14 protein-coding genes are annotated in these 15376 nt (G+C 66.1%); 3 read left to right on the top strand and 11 right to left on the bottom strand.

The annotated features are described in order from the left end of the window. Nucleotides 1–89: 89 nt before the first annotated feature. The 11 genes from EN857_RS01425 to EN857_RS01375 form a co-directional block, all read right to left on the bottom strand. A complete protein-coding gene (locus EN857_RS01425; RefSeq protein WP_135857722.1) occupies nucleotides 90–902 on the bottom strand; it encodes an enoyl-CoA hydratase family protein in 813 nt (270 codons plus the stop codon). Beyond that, nucleotides 899–1369 carry a MarR family transcriptional regulator gene (locus EN857_RS01420; protein WP_127285418.1) on the bottom strand — a complete coding sequence of 157 codons (471 nt, stop codon included), beginning with the start codon at nucleotides 1367–1369 and terminating at the stop codon, nucleotides 899–901. Before EN857_RS01420 ends, EN857_RS01425 begins: the two co-directional genes overlap by 4 nt. Further along, nucleotides 1363–2136, bottom strand: coding sequence for an SDR family NAD(P)-dependent oxidoreductase (locus EN857_RS01415; RefSeq protein WP_135857720.1), 774 nt, complete (start codon nucleotides 2134–2136; stop codon nucleotides 1363–1365). The genes EN857_RS01420 and EN857_RS01415 overlap by 7 nt, the downstream gene beginning before the upstream one ends. After that, nucleotides 2133–4427 carry a bifunctional salicylyl-CoA 5-hydroxylase/oxidoreductase gene (locus EN857_RS01410; protein WP_135857717.1) on the bottom strand — a complete coding sequence of 765 codons (2295 nt, stop codon included), beginning with the start codon at nucleotides 4425–4427 and terminating at the stop codon, nucleotides 2133–2135. The genes EN857_RS01415 and EN857_RS01410 overlap by 4 nt, the downstream gene beginning before the upstream one ends. A 128-nt stretch (nucleotides 4428–4555) precedes the next feature. After that, nucleotides 4556–5155: a VOC family protein gene (locus EN857_RS01405; protein WP_127285421.1), complete on the bottom strand. Its 600-nt coding sequence runs from the start codon at nucleotides 5153–5155 to the stop codon at nucleotides 4556–4558. Between the two features lie 69 nt (nucleotides 5156–5224). Further along, complete coding sequence (locus EN857_RS01400) at nucleotides 5225–6055, bottom strand: ATP-binding cassette domain-containing protein (RefSeq protein WP_127391691.1); 831 nt, start codon at nucleotides 6053–6055, stop codon at nucleotides 5225–5227. Further along, nucleotides 6048–6929: an ABC transporter ATP-binding protein gene (locus tag EN857_RS01395; protein ID WP_135857715.1), complete on the bottom strand. Its 882-nt coding sequence runs from the start codon at nucleotides 6927–6929 to the stop codon at nucleotides 6048–6050. The genes EN857_RS01400 and EN857_RS01395 overlap by 8 nt, the downstream gene beginning before the upstream one ends. After that, nucleotides 6926–7774 carry an ABC transporter permease gene (locus EN857_RS01390; protein WP_127391693.1) on the bottom strand — a complete coding sequence of 283 codons (849 nt, stop codon included), beginning with the start codon at nucleotides 7772–7774 and terminating at the stop codon, nucleotides 6926–6928. The genes EN857_RS01395 and EN857_RS01390 overlap by 4 nt, the downstream gene beginning before the upstream one ends. Further along, nucleotides 7767–8774: an ABC transporter permease gene (locus EN857_RS01385; protein ID WP_135857713.1), complete on the bottom strand. Its 1008-nt coding sequence runs from the start codon at nucleotides 8772–8774 to the stop codon at nucleotides 7767–7769. Before EN857_RS01385 ends, EN857_RS01390 begins: the two co-directional genes overlap by 8 nt. A gap of 70 nt (nucleotides 8775–8844) precedes the next feature. After that, nucleotides 8845–10371, bottom strand: coding sequence for an ABC transporter substrate-binding protein (locus tag EN857_RS01380; protein ID WP_135857710.1), 1527 nt, complete (start codon nucleotides 10369–10371; stop codon nucleotides 8845–8847). Nucleotides 10372–10483: 112 nt separating this feature from the next. After that, nucleotides 10484–12058 carry an NAD(P)/FAD-dependent oxidoreductase gene (locus tag EN857_RS01375; RefSeq protein ID WP_135857708.1) on the bottom strand — a complete coding sequence of 525 codons (1575 nt, stop codon included), beginning with the start codon at nucleotides 12056–12058 and terminating at the stop codon, nucleotides 10484–10486. A 119-nt stretch (nucleotides 12059–12177) separates the two neighbouring features. Between EN857_RS01375 and EN857_RS01370 the strand changes: the two genes are divergently transcribed. The 3 genes from EN857_RS01370 (at nucleotide 12178) to EN857_RS01355 (ending at nucleotide 15336) form a co-directional block, all read left to right on the top strand. After that, nucleotides 12178–12969: a cyclase family protein gene (locus tag EN857_RS01370; protein WP_127310356.1), complete on the top strand. Its 792-nt coding sequence runs from the start codon at nucleotides 12178–12180 to the stop codon at nucleotides 12967–12969. Between the two features lie 313 nt (nucleotides 12970–13282). Continuing rightward, nucleotides 13283–14854 carry an NAD(P)/FAD-dependent oxidoreductase gene (locus EN857_RS01360; protein ID WP_135857704.1) on the top strand — a complete coding sequence of 524 codons (1572 nt, stop codon included), beginning with the start codon at nucleotides 13283–13285 and terminating at the stop codon, nucleotides 14852–14854. Then, nucleotides 14854–15336, top strand: coding sequence for a MarR family transcriptional regulator (locus EN857_RS01355; RefSeq protein WP_127284494.1), 483 nt, complete (start codon nucleotides 14854–14856; stop codon nucleotides 15334–15336). The genes EN857_RS01360 and EN857_RS01355 overlap by 1 nt, the downstream gene beginning before the upstream one ends. Nucleotides 15337–15376: the final 40 nt, after the last annotated feature.

Below are 15376 nucleotides of genomic sequence, written 5' to 3'. Positions count from 1 at the left end.
GCGGCGGCGTGGAGGCAGCCAATCTCCCCCCTTGCGGGGGAGATGGCCGGCAGGCCAGAGGGGGGTGCCTGGGCGAAAACCATTCATCGCTAATTCCCCTCGAACACCGGCTTTTCCTTCGCCACGAACGCCTTGTACGCCCGCTCGAAATCGCCGGTCTGCATGCAGATCGCCTGCGCCTGCGCTTCCGCCTCGATCGCCTGGTCGATGCCCATCGACCATTCCTGGTTGAGCTGCGTCTTGGTGATGCCATGCGCGAAGGTCGGGCCGGAGACGATGCGTGCCGCCATGTCGAGCGCGTCGGCCTCGATCGCGGTCGGCTCCACCAGCCGGTTGTAAAAACCCCAGCGCTCGCCTTCGGCCGCGCTCATGGTACGGCCGGTGTAGAGCAGCTCCGCGGCGCGGCCCTGGCCGATGATGCGCGGCAGGATCGCGCAGGCGCCCATGTCGCAGCCGGCAAGACCGACGCGGGTGAACAGGAAGGCGGTTTTGGCTTCCGGCGTGGCGATGCGGATGTCGGAGGCCATGGCGATGATGGCGCCGGCGCCGACCGCCACGCCGTCGACAGCGGAAATGATCGGCTTGCCGCAGTTGAGCATCGCCTTGACAAAGTCGCCGGTCATGCGGGTGAAGGCGAGCAGCGCCTTCATGTCCATCTTGACCAGTGGCCCGATGATGTCGTGGACATCGCCGCCCGAGCAGAAATTGCCGCCATTGGGCAGGAACACCACGGCGTCGACATCGTCGGCATAGACGAGATCGCGAAACGTGTCGCGCAGTTCGGCATAGCTGTCGAAGGTCAGCGGGTTCTTGCGCTCGGGGCGGTCGAGCCGGACCCTGGCGACCTTGCCTTCGACATCCCAGAGAAAATGCTTGGGCTTGAGATTGGCCATGGCGCTCATTCGCGTCCCTCCCAATTGCTGCGGAACGAAGTCAGCATGCCGGTCAGCCGGCGCGCCTCTTCCTCACTGACGTTGCCGAGCAGTTCGCCGACCCAATTCTCATGCGCGGCGGCGATCTCCGCGAATGCCTTCGAGCCGTCCTCGGTCAGCCGCACCATCGAGGTGCGGCGGTCGCCGTTGCGGCGCGCCCGCGTCACCAGCCCTTCCGACACCAGCCGGTCGACGATGCCGGTGACATTGCCGTTCGACACCAGCAGGAAGCGCGACAGGTCGCTCATCAGCATGCCTTCGGGCGACCGGTAGAGCGCCGCCATCACGTCGAAGCGCGGCAGCGTGGTGTTGAATTCCGTCTTCAGCCGTTCGCGCAGTTCGGCCTCGATCGTGCGCGAGGCGCGCAGCAGCCTGATCCACAGGCGCAGCCTGTCCTTGCCGGGACCGGAATGCGTGGGCAGCGGACCGGCTACCATGTCTCGCCTCCCGAAACCGAGATCGCCTGTCCGGTGATCGAGCGGGCGGCGTCGCCGCACAGCCACAACACCGCTTCGGCGACCTCCTCAGGCTGGATGAAGCGCCCTTGCGGGTTCGTCGCCGCAAGGCTTGCGCGTGCTTCATCGGCAGCCCGGCCGGTCTTGTCGACGATGCGCTGGATGGACTGCTCCAGCATCTCCGTGTCGACGAAGCCCGGGCAGACTGCATTGACGGTGACGCCGGACTTGGCGGTTTCGGCCGCGAGCGCCCGCATCAGGCCGACGACGCCGTGCTTGGCCGCGACGTAAGGGGCCACGTAGGCGTAGCCCTTCAGCCCGGCGGTCGAAGCGACGAAGACGATGCGTCCCGACTTGCGCGCCAGCATGCCGGCCAGCGCCGGCTTCACCGTCAGGAAGGCGCCGGTGAGGTTGACGTCGAGCGTGCGCTGCCAGTCGGCGAGCGAGGTCTTGTGCGCCGGCGCGCTGCCGGCCATGCCGGCATTGGCGACGACGATGTCCACCGGCCCGCGTGCGGCCTCCGCCTTTTGGTAGGCGTCCGTCATCTCGGCTTCGTACGTGACATCGGCAGCGAGGCCAAAGATGCGATCATTCTCCTTCGCGACTTCGGCAAGCACCGCCTCGCGCCGCCCGCAAATGGTGACTTTGGCGCCCGCTTCCGCCAGCGCCAGTGCGATGGCTTTGCCGACGCCTGAGCCGCCGCCAGTGACCAGCGCGTGCCTGCCGGCGATTGCTTGAGCCGCGCTCATACTTTCAGCCCCGCGGCCGCTTCTCGCTCGGCCAGCCGGTAGAGCTGGTCGCGGCCAGGCAAATAGGGATCCGGCCATCTGACGCCGCGGTCGCCAAGCGCCACCGCCGCATGCAGCGTCCAGTAGGGATCGGTGAGATGCGGCCGGGCCAGCGCCACCAGATCGGCACGGCCCGCCATCAGGATCGAATTGGCATGGTCCGGCTCGTAGATGTTGCCGACCGCCATCGTCGCCATGCCGACCTCGTTGCGGATGCGGTCGGAGAACGGCGTTTGGAACATGCGGCCGTAGACGGGCTTTGCCGCGATCGAGGTCTGCCCGGCCGACACGTCGCAAAGGTCGACGCCAGCCTCATGCAGCAGTTTTGCGATCTCGACCGCGTCGGATGGGGTGACGCCCTCGATGCCGACCCAGTCATTGGCCGAGATGCGCATCGAGATCGGCTTTTCCGCCGGCCACGCCGCGCGCACTGCGCGGAAGACTTCCAGCGGATAGCGCATGCGGTTCTCCAGCGAACCGCCATAGTTGTCGGTGCGCCGGTTGGTCAGCGGCGTGATGAAGGAGGAGAGCAGGTAGCCATGCGCGGCATGGATTTCCAGCATGTCGAAGCCGCAGCGGGCTGCCATCTCGGCAGAGGCGACGAACTCACCGCGCACCCTGTCCATGTCGGCGCGATCCATCGCCTTCGGCACCTGGTTCTCGGGCGACCACGCCACGGCCGACGGCGCCATCACCGGCCAGTTGCCGGAGGGCAGCGGAACGTCCGTTCCCTGCCAGCCGACGCGGGTCGAGCCCTTGGCTCCGGAATGGCCGATCTGGGCGCAGATTTTTGCCTCGGTCTCGCAGTGGACGAAGTCGACCAGCCGCTTCCAGGCCGCCTCATGTTCGGGCGCGTAAAAGCCTGGGCAGCCGGGCGTGATGCGCCCTTCGGGGCTGACGCAGGTCATCTCGATGTAAAGCAGCCCGGCGCCACCCTTGGCGCGCTCGGCGTAGTGCGAAAAATGCCAGTCGGTCGGGCAGCCGTCGACGGCCTTGTACTGCGCCATCGGCGACACGACGATGCGGTTGTTGAGCGCCATGTCGCGTAGCTTGAATGGCGCGAACATCGGCGCCCGGCGCTGCCTGTTGCCGCCGGCGCCCGCCTGGCGCTGGAACCATTCTTCGGCGGCACCCAGCCACTCGGCGTCGCGCAACCTAAGATTCTCGTGGCTTATGCGTTGCGAGCGGGTGAGCAGCGAATAGTTGAACTGCACCGGATCGAGGCCGAGATAGCGCTCGACCTCCTCGAACCATTCCAGCGAGTTGCGCGCCGCCGACTGCAGTTTCAGCACCTCGGTGCGCCGCGCGTCTTCGTACTTGCGGAATGCCGCCTCGAGGTCGGGCTCGGACTCGACATAGTCGGCCAGCGCTACGGCGCTTTCCAGCGCGAGCTTGGTGCCGGAGCCGATCGAGAAATGCGCCGATGCCGCCGCATCGCCCATCAGCGCCAGGTTCTTGTAGGACCAGCGCTCGCACAGCACGCGCGGGAAGTTGATCCAGGCCGAGCCGCGTATGTGGTTGGCGTTGGTCATCAGCGCATGGCCGCCGAGATGCTTGGCGAAGATGCGTTCGCAGACCGCGATCGATTCCTGCTGCGACATCGCGCCGAAGCCGAAGCGATCCCAAGTCTGCTCGCTGCATTCGACGATGAAGGTCGCGGTCTCGCTGTCGAACTGGTAGGCGTGTGCCCACACCCAGCCATGCTCCGTCTTCTCGAAGATGAAGGTGAAGGCGTCGTCGAACTTCTGGTTCGTGCCCAGCCACACGAATTTGCATTTGCGGGTGTCGATATCGGGCTTGAAGATTTCGGCGAAGGCGCCGCGCGCTTTCGAGTTCAGCCCGTCCGCCGCCACCACCAGATCGTGCGATTCCATGAACGGCCTGGGGTCGGCGATATCGGTTTCGAACTGCAGCTTGATGCCGAGCTCGTGTGCCCGCCGCTGCAAGAGAATCAGGAGGCGCTTGCGGCCGATGCCGCAGAAGCCGTGGCCGGAGGAGACGGTGCGCACGCCGTCATGGATGACGGCGATATCGTCCCAATAGGCGAAATGCTTCTTGATCCAGACCGCGCTGACCGGATCGTTGCGGCTGAGGTTATCGAGCGTCTCGGCCGACAGCACCACGCCCCAGCCGAACGTGTCGTCGGCGCGGTTGCGCTCGAACACCGTCACCTCATGGCCGGCGTCGCGCAGCTTCATCGAGATGGCAAAGTAGAGCCCGGCCGGCCCGCCGCCGAGAACCGCAACCTTCATGCCTGCGATCTCCTCTTCGCTTCCGGGGCCGCTACGGCGGTCCCGGTTCTTAGTATCGCGCCGAAGCGAAATTATTTCAAGCTTGAAGTTTCATGATTGAATAATTGCCTGCGCGCCCTGCGGATCGGTCACTTGGCCGGATCCTTCGGGCTCCACAGCACCGTCTCGGCGCCTTTCTCGTAGGCCATGCCGTCGGGATAGCTGATCGCTTCGAGCTGCAGCCCCCATGGCGCCTGGAAATAGAGGATGGTCTGGCCGGCGGCCGGCCCTTCCTTGACCGGCAGCGGCCCCATGCGCGTCTTGACGCCCTTGCCGTCGAGATAGGCCTTCGCGGCGGCGACGTCGTCGACATAGAGGGCGATGTGGAAGCCGCCGATGTCGCTGTTCTTCGGCGTCAGGTCCTTCTGGTCGGGCGCGGTGTATTTGAACAGCTCGATGTTCGATCCGTAGCCGCAGCGGATCTGGGTGATCTCCTCGATCACCGCCTTCGGGTCGACGCCGAGCAGATCCTGCATGAACGTGCCCTTGTCGTCGGCGAAGGGGCCGAACGCCATCGCCTTCTTGCACCCGACGACATTGGTGAAGAAATCGACGGCCTGCTTCATGTCGGGCACGGTGATGCCTGTGTGGTCGTGGCCGCGCATGCCGGGGATCGAATCTGCCGCGGCCGCTCCCATTGAGCCGAGCAGGATTGCGGCAAGCAGCGCGCCGCGCTTTGCGAAGTTCATGTCACCCTCCATTCGCGGGCTGACCTGAAGACGCACATCCGAGGCCCGCTGTTCGGCGTGCGGAGAGGTCTATGCCGAAGCCTTTTCGGGCGGTCGCAGCCAGTCCGGATCGATCTCGGGCAGCGGGATGGCGGCGAGCAGATCGCGCGTGTAGGCCTGCTTCGGATTTTCGAACAGCGCATCGGTGGCGCTGGCCTCGACGATCCTGCCCTCGCGCATGACGATGACCTGTTGGCAGAGCCGCCTTATCACCGACAGATCGTGGCTGATGAAGGCCACCGTCAGCCCCATTTCGGCCGCCAGTTTTTCCAGCAGGGTCAGGATCTGCGCCTGCGTCGACACGTCGAGGCCGGAGACGATCTCGTCGGCCAGCACGAATTTCGGTGACAGCGCCAGCGCTCGCGCGATGCCGACGCGCTGGCGCTGGCCGCCCGAGAGCTGGTGGCGGTAACGGCTGGCGAAATTCTGCGGCAGGCCGACCCGCTGCAGCGCTTCCGCCACGCGTTCCTTCAGCCTGTCGCCGAGGCCGTTCTGCCTCAGCGGCGCGGCGATGATGTTGAAGATCGTATGGCGCGGGTTGAGCGACGACATCGGGTCCTGGAAGATCATCTGCAAGTCGCGACGCAGCGGCCTCAGTTCGGCTTCCGACAGATTGCTGATGTCGCGGCCTTCGAAGCTGATCGAGCCGGCGCTCGGCTCCAGCAGCCGCACCAGGGTACGGCCGAGCGTCGACTTGCCCGACCCGGACTCGCCGACAATGCCAGTCACCGATCCCTTCGGCAGGTCGAAATCCAGCCCTTTCAGGATTTCGGCCAGTGGCGCGCGGCCGATCAGCGGCTTGCGCGTCATGTCGGGCAGCGCCACCTTCAACCCGCGCACGGAAAACAGCGGCTCAGCCATGGCCTGGCCTCCAGGACTGGTCGGCGGCAGCGATCTCCGCTGCCAGCCCGGCGAGCACCGTTTCGTCCACCGGCTTCAGCGATGCGTAGGGGTCCGTGTAGCGCGGCGTCGCCGCGATCAGCGCCCGTGTGTACGGATGCCGGGGTGCTGCGAAGAGCTCGGCGGTGTCGGCTTCCTCGACCACCTTGCCGGCATAGAGCACCGACACTTTCTGGCTGATCTTGGCGACGACGCCGAGGTCGTGGGTGACGAACAGGATCGCCGTGCCGTGGTCGCGCTGCAGCTGCGCGATCAGCCGCAGGATCTGCTTCTGCACCGTCACGTCGAGCGCCGTCGTCGGCTCGTCGGCGACAATCAGCCTCGGCTCGGCGGCGAAGGCTGCCGCGATAAGCACGCGCTGGCGCATGCCGCCGGACAGTTCGTGCGGATAGCTTTTCAGCACGCGCTCGGGGTCGCGTATCTGCACCTCGTCGAGCAACTGGCGGATGCGGCTGTCGGCTCGCTCGCCGCTCCAGCCGAGGATGCGGACCAGCCTGTCGGTCATCTGCGGGCCGATGCGGCGCGACGGGTTGAGCGCGGTCAGCGGATCCTGCGGGATCAGCGCCGTGCGGGCGCCGATCAAATTGCGCCGCGCCTTGGGCTGCAGGGCGCCGAGATCCTCGCCTTCCAGCAGCATGTCGCCTTCGACGACGCGCACGCTGGTCGGCAGCACGCCGAGCACCGCCTTGCCGATCATCGTCTTGCCGGCGCCGCTTTCGCCGACCAGCGCGCGCACCTCGCCCGGCTGGACGGACAGCGACACCGAGCGCAGCACGCGCTGGCCGTTGGGCAGCACGGCGCTGAGCGAGCGGATGTCGAGACAGGCCGCGCTCATCGCAGCACCGGATCGAAACGCGCCTTCAGCGCTTCGCCGAACTGGCTGAAGGACAGCACGGTGAGGATCAGCGTGATCAGCGGAAACACCAGCACCCACCAGGCCTGGTGGATCGACAACCGGCCTTCGGCGATGATGCCGCCCCAGGTCGGATCGTCGGTCGAGATCGACAGGTTGACGAAGGACAGGATCGCCTCGACGATGACGGCGATGCCCATCTCCAGCGACAGCAGCGCGACGATCGACGGCAGCACGTTGGGCAACACCTCGCGCAGCATGATGCCGATACGGCCATAGCCGGCGATGCGCGCGCTTTCGACATAGTCCATGCGCGCCTGGCCCATCGCCTCGGCGCGGATGACCCGGCAGAAGCGCGTCCAGTCGATGACGGCGATGGCGATGATGACGGAGCTGAGGCCGGTGCCCAGCACCGCCACCAGAAGGATGGCGAACAGCACCGGCGGGAAGGCCATCCAGATGTCGACGATGCGCGAGATGATGCGATCGGCCCAGCCGCCGAAATAGCCGGCAATCAGCCCCAGTGCCGAGCCGACCACGCAAGCGGCCGAAGCGGCAGCGAAGGCGACGATGAAGGCGATGCGGCCGCCGAAGATCAATCGTGAGAGCAGATCGCGGCCGAGGCTGTCGGTGCCCAGCCAATAGCCGGGCTCGGCTCCATCAAGCCAGAAGGGCGGCAGGCGCTCCAGCATCAGGTCCTGCGCGAGCGGGTCCTGCGGCGCGATCAGCGGCGCAAGGACTGCCGCCAGCAGCGCGAGCAGCAGCCAGCCGCCGGCCAGCCAAAGCCTCGGGCTCGATCCGCTTCGGGAGATGCGGGCGTCATCCATGGCGCAGCCTCGGATTAAGCAGCGCGTACATCATGTCGACCGCGAGGTTGATCAGCACGAAGAGCAGCGCAAAGACCAGCACGATGCCCTGGATCAGCGGCAGGTCGCGGTTGATGACGGCGTCGATCGCCATGTTGCCGAGGCCCTCGTAGGAGAACAGACGCTCGACGATGACGGTGCCGCCGATGAGGAAGGTGAACTGCACGCCGACCAGCGTCAGTGTCGGCAGCGCCGCGTTTTTCAGCGCTTCGCGCAGGATGACCTGCGTCTCCGAAAAGCCCTTCACGCGCGCCAGCACGACATAGTCGAGGTCGAGTACTTCCTTCAGCGACTGTTTCAGCAATTGCGCGATGATCGCGGCCAGCGGCAGCGCCAGCGCCACGGCCGGCATCAGCATGTGCTTGAGCAGGTCCCAGGTGAGATCGAAGCGGAGCCGAAGCAGGCTCTCGACGAGATAGAACTGGGTGACGAAGGGCAGGTCGAGCTGCGGCGACACCCGCCCGGAAATGTCGAAGACCGGGACAAGGACGCCGAACAGCAGGATCAGCACCAGTCCCCACAGGAAATCGGGGATGGAGAGCGCCGTGCCGCTGGCGATGTCGATGCCGGCCTCGACCGCCGTGCCGCGCTCGCGCGCCCCGAGGATCGCCGCCGTGCCGCCGATCGCCACCGCCATCAGAAGCGCCACGGTCGCAAGCTCCAGCGTCGCCGGCAGCCTGTCGAAGACCAGCCTCAGCACATCCTGCCGCAGCGATATCGAGGTGCCGAAATCGCCGCGCAGGACGCCACCGAGCCAGATAAAGAACTGCTGCACGATGGTCTTGTCGAGCCCGTAGAGCGCCCGCAACCTGGCGATGTCCTCATCGCTGGCGCCGGGCGGCAACATCATCGCGATCGGGTCACCGGGCGCCACCCGGATGACGACGAAGACGACCACAGCCACGCCGAACAGCGTGACTAGCATGGTCAGCAGACGAACGAGGAATCTTTGCAGCAGCATCAGCCTGTATGCCCGGATGAAAAAATGCGCGCCGTCTTCGCGACGGCGCGCGGCAATCCAAGGCCGATGATCAGGCCGGGGTCATCAGCGCCGGCAGCAAGGCACCCGACACATGCTGCACCACATTGACGCCCTTGGCGTGCACGATCGGCTGCGCATACTGGATCAGCGGCAGCACATAGGCCTGCTCGGCGATGTATTTGTCGACCGCCTTCCAGCCGGCGATACGCTTGGCCTCGTCCTTCTCGCCCCAGAGCGGGTTGATCATGTCGATCAGGTCCTTGCTGTCCCAGACCGAATGCGGGCTCGGGCCGTACATGGCAAAGCCCGTCGACGTCGTCGGATCGCCGATCGCGTTGCCCCAGTTGTAGAAGGCCGCCGGCGCCAGCTTGTCGGCGGCGCGCAGCTCATAGTGCTTGGCGATCTCGTAGACCTCGATCGTCGCCTCGATGCCGACCTTGCGCCACATGCCGACGATGGCCTGGATCATCTCATAATCCTTGGGCTTGAAGCCCTTGGTCGTCTGGATCGTGAACTTGACCGGCTTCTCCGGCGAAAAGCCGGAAGCGGCGAGCAGTTCTTTCGCCTTTTCCGGATTGTGCTCGACCTTGATCGAGGCATCGAAGGCCGTGTATTCCGGCGTCTCCAGCGTGGCGATCGGCTGGCCGTAGCCGCGCAGCAGCCGCTTGACAAGCAGCTCCTTGTCCACCGCCATCACCGCAGCCTGACGGACGTTCTTGTCCAGCATCGCCTCGATGTCGTTGAAGAAGATCATGCCGATGTCGGAGACGTTCTTGATCGAGCCCGCGAGCCCGTCCTTGGTGATCAGCCGGTCATATTCCTCATAGGGGATCTCCAGCGTCACCTGCGAGGAGCCGGACTCGATCTCGGCGACGCGGCTCGCCGCGTCGGTGACGAACTTGATCGTCACATTCTCGAAGGCCGGCTTGGCGCCCCAGTAGTTCGGATTGGCCTTGAGCCGCAGGAAGGCGTTGCGCTCGAACTTGTCGACCATGTACGGGCCGGTGCCGATCGGCGCCTTCTCGAAGCCTTCGGCGCCGACCTTCTCGTAATAGGCCTTCGGCATGATGTAGCCGGTCAGGAACGACATCCATTTGAAATAGACCGGGTCGAACTGCACGACATCGCCGGTGATCTTGTTGCCGTCGATCTTGAAATTGTTGACGTTCTTCCAGACGAACTGGATCGGGTTGCCGGTCTTCTCGTCGCCGGCCCGCTGCAGCGACCAGACCACGTCCTCAGGCGTGAACGGCGAGCCGTCATGCCACTTCACGCCCTCGCGCACCGTCATCGTCACCTTGGTGCGGTCCTCGTTCCAGCCCCATTCGGTGAGCAGGCCGGGCGTGAAGGAAAGGTCGGGCTTCTGCGGGATGAACTGGTCGAACACCGACTGGTAGAGACCCTGGATCGTCGGGTTGACGGCGGAAGGCCCGGTCGTCGGGTCCCAGGACGGCAAATTGACGTTATAGGCGATGGTCAGTTCTCCCGCCGCCTTGGCTGCCTTCGGCAGGCCGAGCGCGGTCGCGCCGATCGCCGCCGCGCCGTATCCGAGCAAGTCACGTCTGTTTATGGTCATAGTCGTTCCCCTGTGGTTGTGTTTCTTCGCGCGGCATTCTCATTCGATCGTTGGGTTCAGGCTCCTTGGGCAACCGCGCCTTGCCCCCTGCATCCCGGAAAGATCGTCGCTCCTACCTCCCGCCTAGCTGTTCAGCGAGCATGAAGCCCGAGGCGGCACCGGTGCCGGCGCCGGGCCATGTCGCGGCGCCGGTGAGGTAGAGGTTTGAGACCGGCGTGTTCCAGCCGGCGTAGCCACGGGCCGGGCGGAAAAGAAAATTCTGCGCCAGATGATGGCTGCCGCAGACCTGGTCGCCGCCGACGAGGTTCGGATTCTCGCGCTCGAGATCGAGCGGCGAGAAGACGGCGCGGCCGAGGATCTTTTGGCGCAGGCCCGGCGCGTAACTCTCGATGATCTCGAGCACGCGCTCGGCATAGGCGTCCTTGATCGCGTCCCACGGACCGGACTCGATCCTGCCGGCCGCGTCGCCGAGGATTTCGGCCGGCAGCATGCGCACCTGCACCCACAGCACATGCTTGCCTGCGGGCGCGCGCGACGGATCGACGGCCGTCGGCTGACCGACAACCAGCACCGGCTGGTCCGGCAGCATGCCCGCTGTCGCCTGCTGGTAGGTGCGCGACATGGCGTCGAGCGAGGGCGAAAGATGCACATAGGCGAACTGACGCAGCTCGGCCCCGGCGCTCCAGTCGGGCAGGTCGTCCAGCGCCAGGTGGATCATCATCGTGCCTGGCGCGTAACGGAATTTCTTCATCGCCGCGTCGAAACCGGCATCGCCGGAACCGTCGGGCAGAAGCTTGCCCGGCAGCGCCTTCGGCGCGACGCCGGCAATCACTGCCTTGCTGGCAACGTGGAAATCCCCGGACGCGAGCCGCACGCCGGTCGCCCGGCCGCCCGCGACCGTGATCTCGGCGACCTCGGCGCCGGTTGCGATCTTGCCGCCAGCCGCCGTCACCATGCCGGCAAGCGCGCGGATCATGGTGTCGGCGCCGCCCCTGCCCAGCACCATGCCGAAACTCTGGTTGGCCATCGATTCCAGATAGGGGAACACGGCGCCGCCGGCGATGTCGGGCGCGAAGTCGAGATGCATGCCCCAGGCGGCGAGCGTCGCGCGCACATGCGGCGTCTCGAAATTTTCTTCCAGCCACGCGCGCGGCGAGGAGAGGAGCAGCCGGCCGGTGTCGAGCGCGCCGGCAACGCCCTTCTTGCGCCAGAGCTTCCAGGCCGTGCCGGCCAGCGCGCGGGCGCTCATCGGCGAGCCCAGCAGCCGGAACAGATGCTCGGCTTCGCCCGGAAAGGCGTCGACAAGACGCCGCCAAGTATCGGCGTCCGCTGCGGAGAAGGCGGCCAGCCGCGCGGCGGTCTTCTCCAGGTCGTCGCTGACGCCGAACCATTTGCCGTCCGGGAAGGCGCTGGCGAAACAGTCCGCCACCGGAGCGAATTCCAGCCCGTGGTTTTTCAATTCATTTGCATATTTCCGGTGGAAGGCCGAGCCGGCGAACAGGCTCAGATTCATCGCGCCGAAATCGTGGCGGAAGCCGGGCAAGGTGAATTCGCGGGTCTGCACCGCGCCGCCGATTGCTGCACTGCGTTCAAAAACGGCTGTTTTCCAGCCTTTGCGCGCCAGATGCGCGGCGCATGCCAGACTGTTGTGGCCCGCCCCGACAAAGATGGCGTCGAACTCGCTCACGCCTCGCCCCAAAATGCTTTATGCTTAAAGATAATTGCAGATGCATATGTTTTCGTCTAGTAGGATATTAAGGGCCGCAACGAGCCTCGATCTTCATCGACAAAGAGGGAACTGAGACCATGGACACGCAAAAACTCCTCGGCGAGGTCGCCGGCCAGCTGCTTTCGGGCGCCATCCGCGTGGTCGACCTGTCGGCGCCGCTCGGGCCGAACACGCCGCTGATCAAGCTGCCGCCGGAGCTCGCCGTCGACACGCCGAAGGTCGAGATCCACGCCATCTCCAAATATGACAAGAACGGGCCGTGGTGGGCCTGGAACTGGCTGAAGCTCGGCGAGCATTCGGGCACGCATTTCGATGCGCCGCAGCACTGGATCACCGGCAAGGACTATCCGGACGGCGCCACCGACACCATTCCGGCGCAGAATTTCGTCGGCCCGGTCAATGTCATCGACTGCTCGAAGGAATCGGCCGCCGACCACGATTTCCTGCTCACCGTCGACCACATCAAGGCCTGGGAAGCCAAGCATGGCGCCATCAATCCCGGCGAGTGGGTGGTGATGCGCACCGACTGGTACAAGCGCAACGGCTCGGAAGCCGAGTTCCTCAACGCCAACGAAACCGGCCCGCACACGCCGGGCCCGACGGCGGAAGCCATCCAGTTCCTGATAAGCAAGGACATCAAGGGCTGGGGCTCGGAGACCATCGGCACCGATGCCGGCAAGGCCGGCGGCATGGAGCCGCCGTTCCCGGCGCACACGCTGATGCACAAGGCCAATCGCTATGGTCTGGCCAGCCTCTGCAACCTCGACCAGCTGCCGCCGAAAGGCGCGATCCTGATCGCTGCGCCGCTCAAGATCGAGCATGGCACCGGCAGCCCGATCCGCGCCCTTGCGCTGGTGCCGGGCAAATAGGGCGAGGTGGCGGTCTTCGGGAGAAGATCATGCTCGCAGGCAATGAAGTGATGATGAAGTCGAGACGGCCGTCTTGGAGCGTCAGCGCTCTGCGGCGCCCCCCTCTGTCCTGCCGGACATCTCCCCCGCTTGGGGGGAGATTGGCAGTTTCGGCGCCCCGCTCAACCCTGCAACGAGGACAATTGGCGAAAGCCGTGATGACGGCCAATTTCCCCCCTTGTGGGGGAGATGTCCGGCAGGGCAGAGGGGGGCGCGCAGGAACGCGGCTTTGCGCACCTGATCGCCACCTTCCGACGGCCGGGAGCACCCCCCAATGAACGCCCCCGACCACATCATCGTCGGCAGCGGCATCAACGCCCTGGTCTGCGCGGCGATGCTGGGCGGCAAGGGCGCGAAGGTGCTCGTGCTCGAGCGCAACGACCGCATCGGCGGCTGCATGCGCACCGAAGAGATCACCGCGCCCGGCTTCGTCCATGACGTGATGGCGACCACCTTCGTGCTGTTCATCACCTCGCCGGCCTTTGCCGCACTTGGCAAGGATCTGGCGCGGCATGGGCTGGAGTTCTGCCACACCGCGACCCCGACCGGCGTGCTGAGGCCCGACGGCAGCCATGCCGTGCTCAGCACCGACCGCGCCGCCAACATCGCGGCGCTCAACAAGGTCGCCTCGGGCGACGGCGACCGCCACGGCAACGATGTCGGCGGCGTCGAGCGCAATGCCGGCCTGCTGTTCGGCCTGCTCGGCGGCGCCTTGTGGTCCTATCCGACGACCAAGCTGCTCACCGGCGAAGCCTGGCGGCGCGGGCCGCGCAACCTCGCCGCCTTCCTCGGCGAGGCGCTGGCGCCGGCGCGCGGCTGGCTGGAGACGGCCTACACATCCGAGACGATCCGTGCGCTCTGGGCGCCCTGGGTGCTGCATGCCGGCCTCGGGCCGGAAGACGCCTTTTCCGGTCAGATCGCCAAGGTCATTGCGTTTGCGCTGGAGGCTGCCGGCGCGCCGATCGTCAAGGGCGGCGCGAAAAACCTGCTCGCCGCCTTCGAGGCGCTGATCAAGGAGCGCGGCGGCGTGATCTCCACCGACGCGGACGTCGCCTCCATCATCCTCGAAGGCGGCCGCGCCACCGGTGTGCGGCTGGCCTCTGGCGAAACGGTGCACGCAAAAAAGAGCGTCATCTGCTCGGTCACGCCGACCCAGCTTTATGGCCGCCTGCTCGGCAGGGATGCGCCGGAAGCGGCTGTCGACGCGACGCGCGAATATCGCTACGGCAAGGGCAACTTCCAGATCCACTATGCCTTGAGCAAGCCGCCGGCCTGGCGCGGCGAGGGGCTGGACAAGGTGGCGTTGCTGCATCTGACGCCCGGCCTCGACGGCGTCTCCAAAGCCTGCAACGAAGCGCTGCGCGGCCTGCTGCCGGAAGTGCCGACCATCTGCGTCGGCCAGCCGCACGCGCTCGATCCGTCGCGTTGCCCGGCGGGCAAGGCGATCCTCTGGCTGCAGCTTCCCGAGGCGCCGCGCCACATCAAGGGCGATGCCGCCGGCAAGCTCGCGGCTCCGGCGGACGGGCAATGGACCGCCGAGTTGCGCGAGGCCTATGCCGACCGCGTCGAAGCGATCCTCGCCAACCACATCGACGGCTTCCGCGCCAGCGTGATCGCGCGCCGTGCCTATTCGCCGGCCGATCTCGAAGCGATGAACATCAACCTGGTCGGCGGCGATCCCTATGGCGGCTCGTCGACCATCGACCAGGCCTTCCTGTGGCGGCCGTTCAAGGCAAGCCGCAACCATGCGACCGGCATCAAGGGCCTCTACCATATCGGCGCCTCCACGCATCCCGGCGCCGGGCTTGGCGGCGGCTCCGGCTACCTGCTGGCAGGGAGGCTGTGATGGAGGAGAAGGTCCAGCAGAAGCGCCAGCGCATCTCGACCCTGGGCGAGATCGGCCTGCAGCAGTTCGCGCCCTACCTGATGAACCGCATCATGGGCCGCTACAACGCCACGCTGCGCGAGGATTTCCGCAAGCAGGGCCTGACCATTCCGCAGGTCCGCACGCTGGCCGTGCTGTCGGTGACCGACGGCGTCACCGTCAATGACCTCTCGGTCTACACGGTGATCGAGCAGTCGACCTTGAGCCGGACGCTCGACACGCTTGAGGGGCAGGGCCTGGTGCGGCGTGAACAGGGTGTCTCCGACAGCCGCTTCCGCCATGTATTCCTTACCGATGACGGCCGGGCTCTGTTCACACGCGCCTGGCCGGCCATGCACGATGCCTTCGAGGCCATGTTCGACGGCGTCGACGACGCCGAATACGCGGCCCTGATCGCCATATTGCAGAAGATGCTCAAGAACATCCGCAAGCACGACATCTAGACGTACGCGCCGCCGGATGCCGGCGGCAACGGAAGGAGGC

The organism is Mesorhizobium sp. M4B.F.Ca.ET.214.01.1.1, assembly GCF_004791545.1.
GTDB classification, from domain to species: Bacteria; Pseudomonadota; Alphaproteobacteria; order Rhizobiales; family Rhizobiaceae; genus Mesorhizobium; species Mesorhizobium abyssinicae.
This window is presented reverse-complemented; position numbering and strand designations above follow the sequence as displayed.

What these genes read in the sequence shown, in the direction of transcription:
- EN857_RS01425 (WP_135857722.1), bottom strand. Translation starts at nt 902, where the DNA reads ATGAGCGCCATGGCCAATCTCAAGCCCAAGCATTTTCTCTGGGATGTC.
- EN857_RS01420 (WP_127285418.1), bottom strand. Translation starts at nt 1,369, where the DNA reads ATGGTAGCCGGTCCGCTGCCCACGCATTCCGGTCCCGGCAAGGACAGG.
- EN857_RS01415 (WP_135857720.1), bottom strand. Translation starts at nt 2,136, where the DNA reads ATGAGCGCGGCTCAAGCAATCGCCGGCAGGCACGCGCTGGTCACTGGC.
- EN857_RS01410 (WP_135857717.1), bottom strand. Translation starts at nt 4,427, where the DNA reads ATGAAGGTTGCGGTTCTCGGCGGCGGGCCGGCCGGGCTCTACTTTGCC.
- EN857_RS01405 (WP_127285421.1), bottom strand. Translation starts at nt 5,155, where the DNA reads ATGAACTTCGCAAAGCGCGGCGCGCTGCTTGCCGCAATCCTGCTCGGC.
- EN857_RS01400 (WP_127391691.1), bottom strand. Translation starts at nt 6,055, where the DNA reads ATGGCTGAGCCGCTGTTTTCCGTGCGCGGGTTGAAGGTGGCGCTGCCC.
- EN857_RS01395 (WP_135857715.1), bottom strand. Translation starts at nt 6,929, where the DNA reads ATGAGCGCGGCCTGTCTCGACATCCGCTCGCTCAGCGCCGTGCTGCCC.
- EN857_RS01390 (WP_127391693.1), bottom strand. Translation starts at nt 7,774, where the DNA reads ATGGATGACGCCCGCATCTCCCGAAGCGGATCGAGCCCGAGGCTTTGG.
- EN857_RS01385 (WP_135857713.1), bottom strand. Translation starts at nt 8,774, where the DNA reads ATGCTGCTGCAAAGATTCCTCGTTCGTCTGCTGACCATGCTAGTCACG.
- EN857_RS01380 (WP_135857710.1), bottom strand. Translation starts at nt 10,371, where the DNA reads ATGACCATAAACAGACGTGACTTGCTCGGATACGGCGCGGCGGCGATC.
- EN857_RS01370 (WP_127310356.1), top strand. Translation starts at nt 12,178, where the DNA reads ATGGACACGCAAAAACTCCTCGGCGAGGTCGCCGGCCAGCTGCTTTCG.
- EN857_RS01360 (WP_135857704.1), top strand. Translation starts at nt 13,283, where the DNA reads ATGAACGCCCCCGACCACATCATCGTCGGCAGCGGCATCAACGCCCTG.
- EN857_RS01355 (WP_127284494.1), top strand. Translation starts at nt 14,854, where the DNA reads ATGGAGGAGAAGGTCCAGCAGAAGCGCCAGCGCATCTCGACCCTGGGC.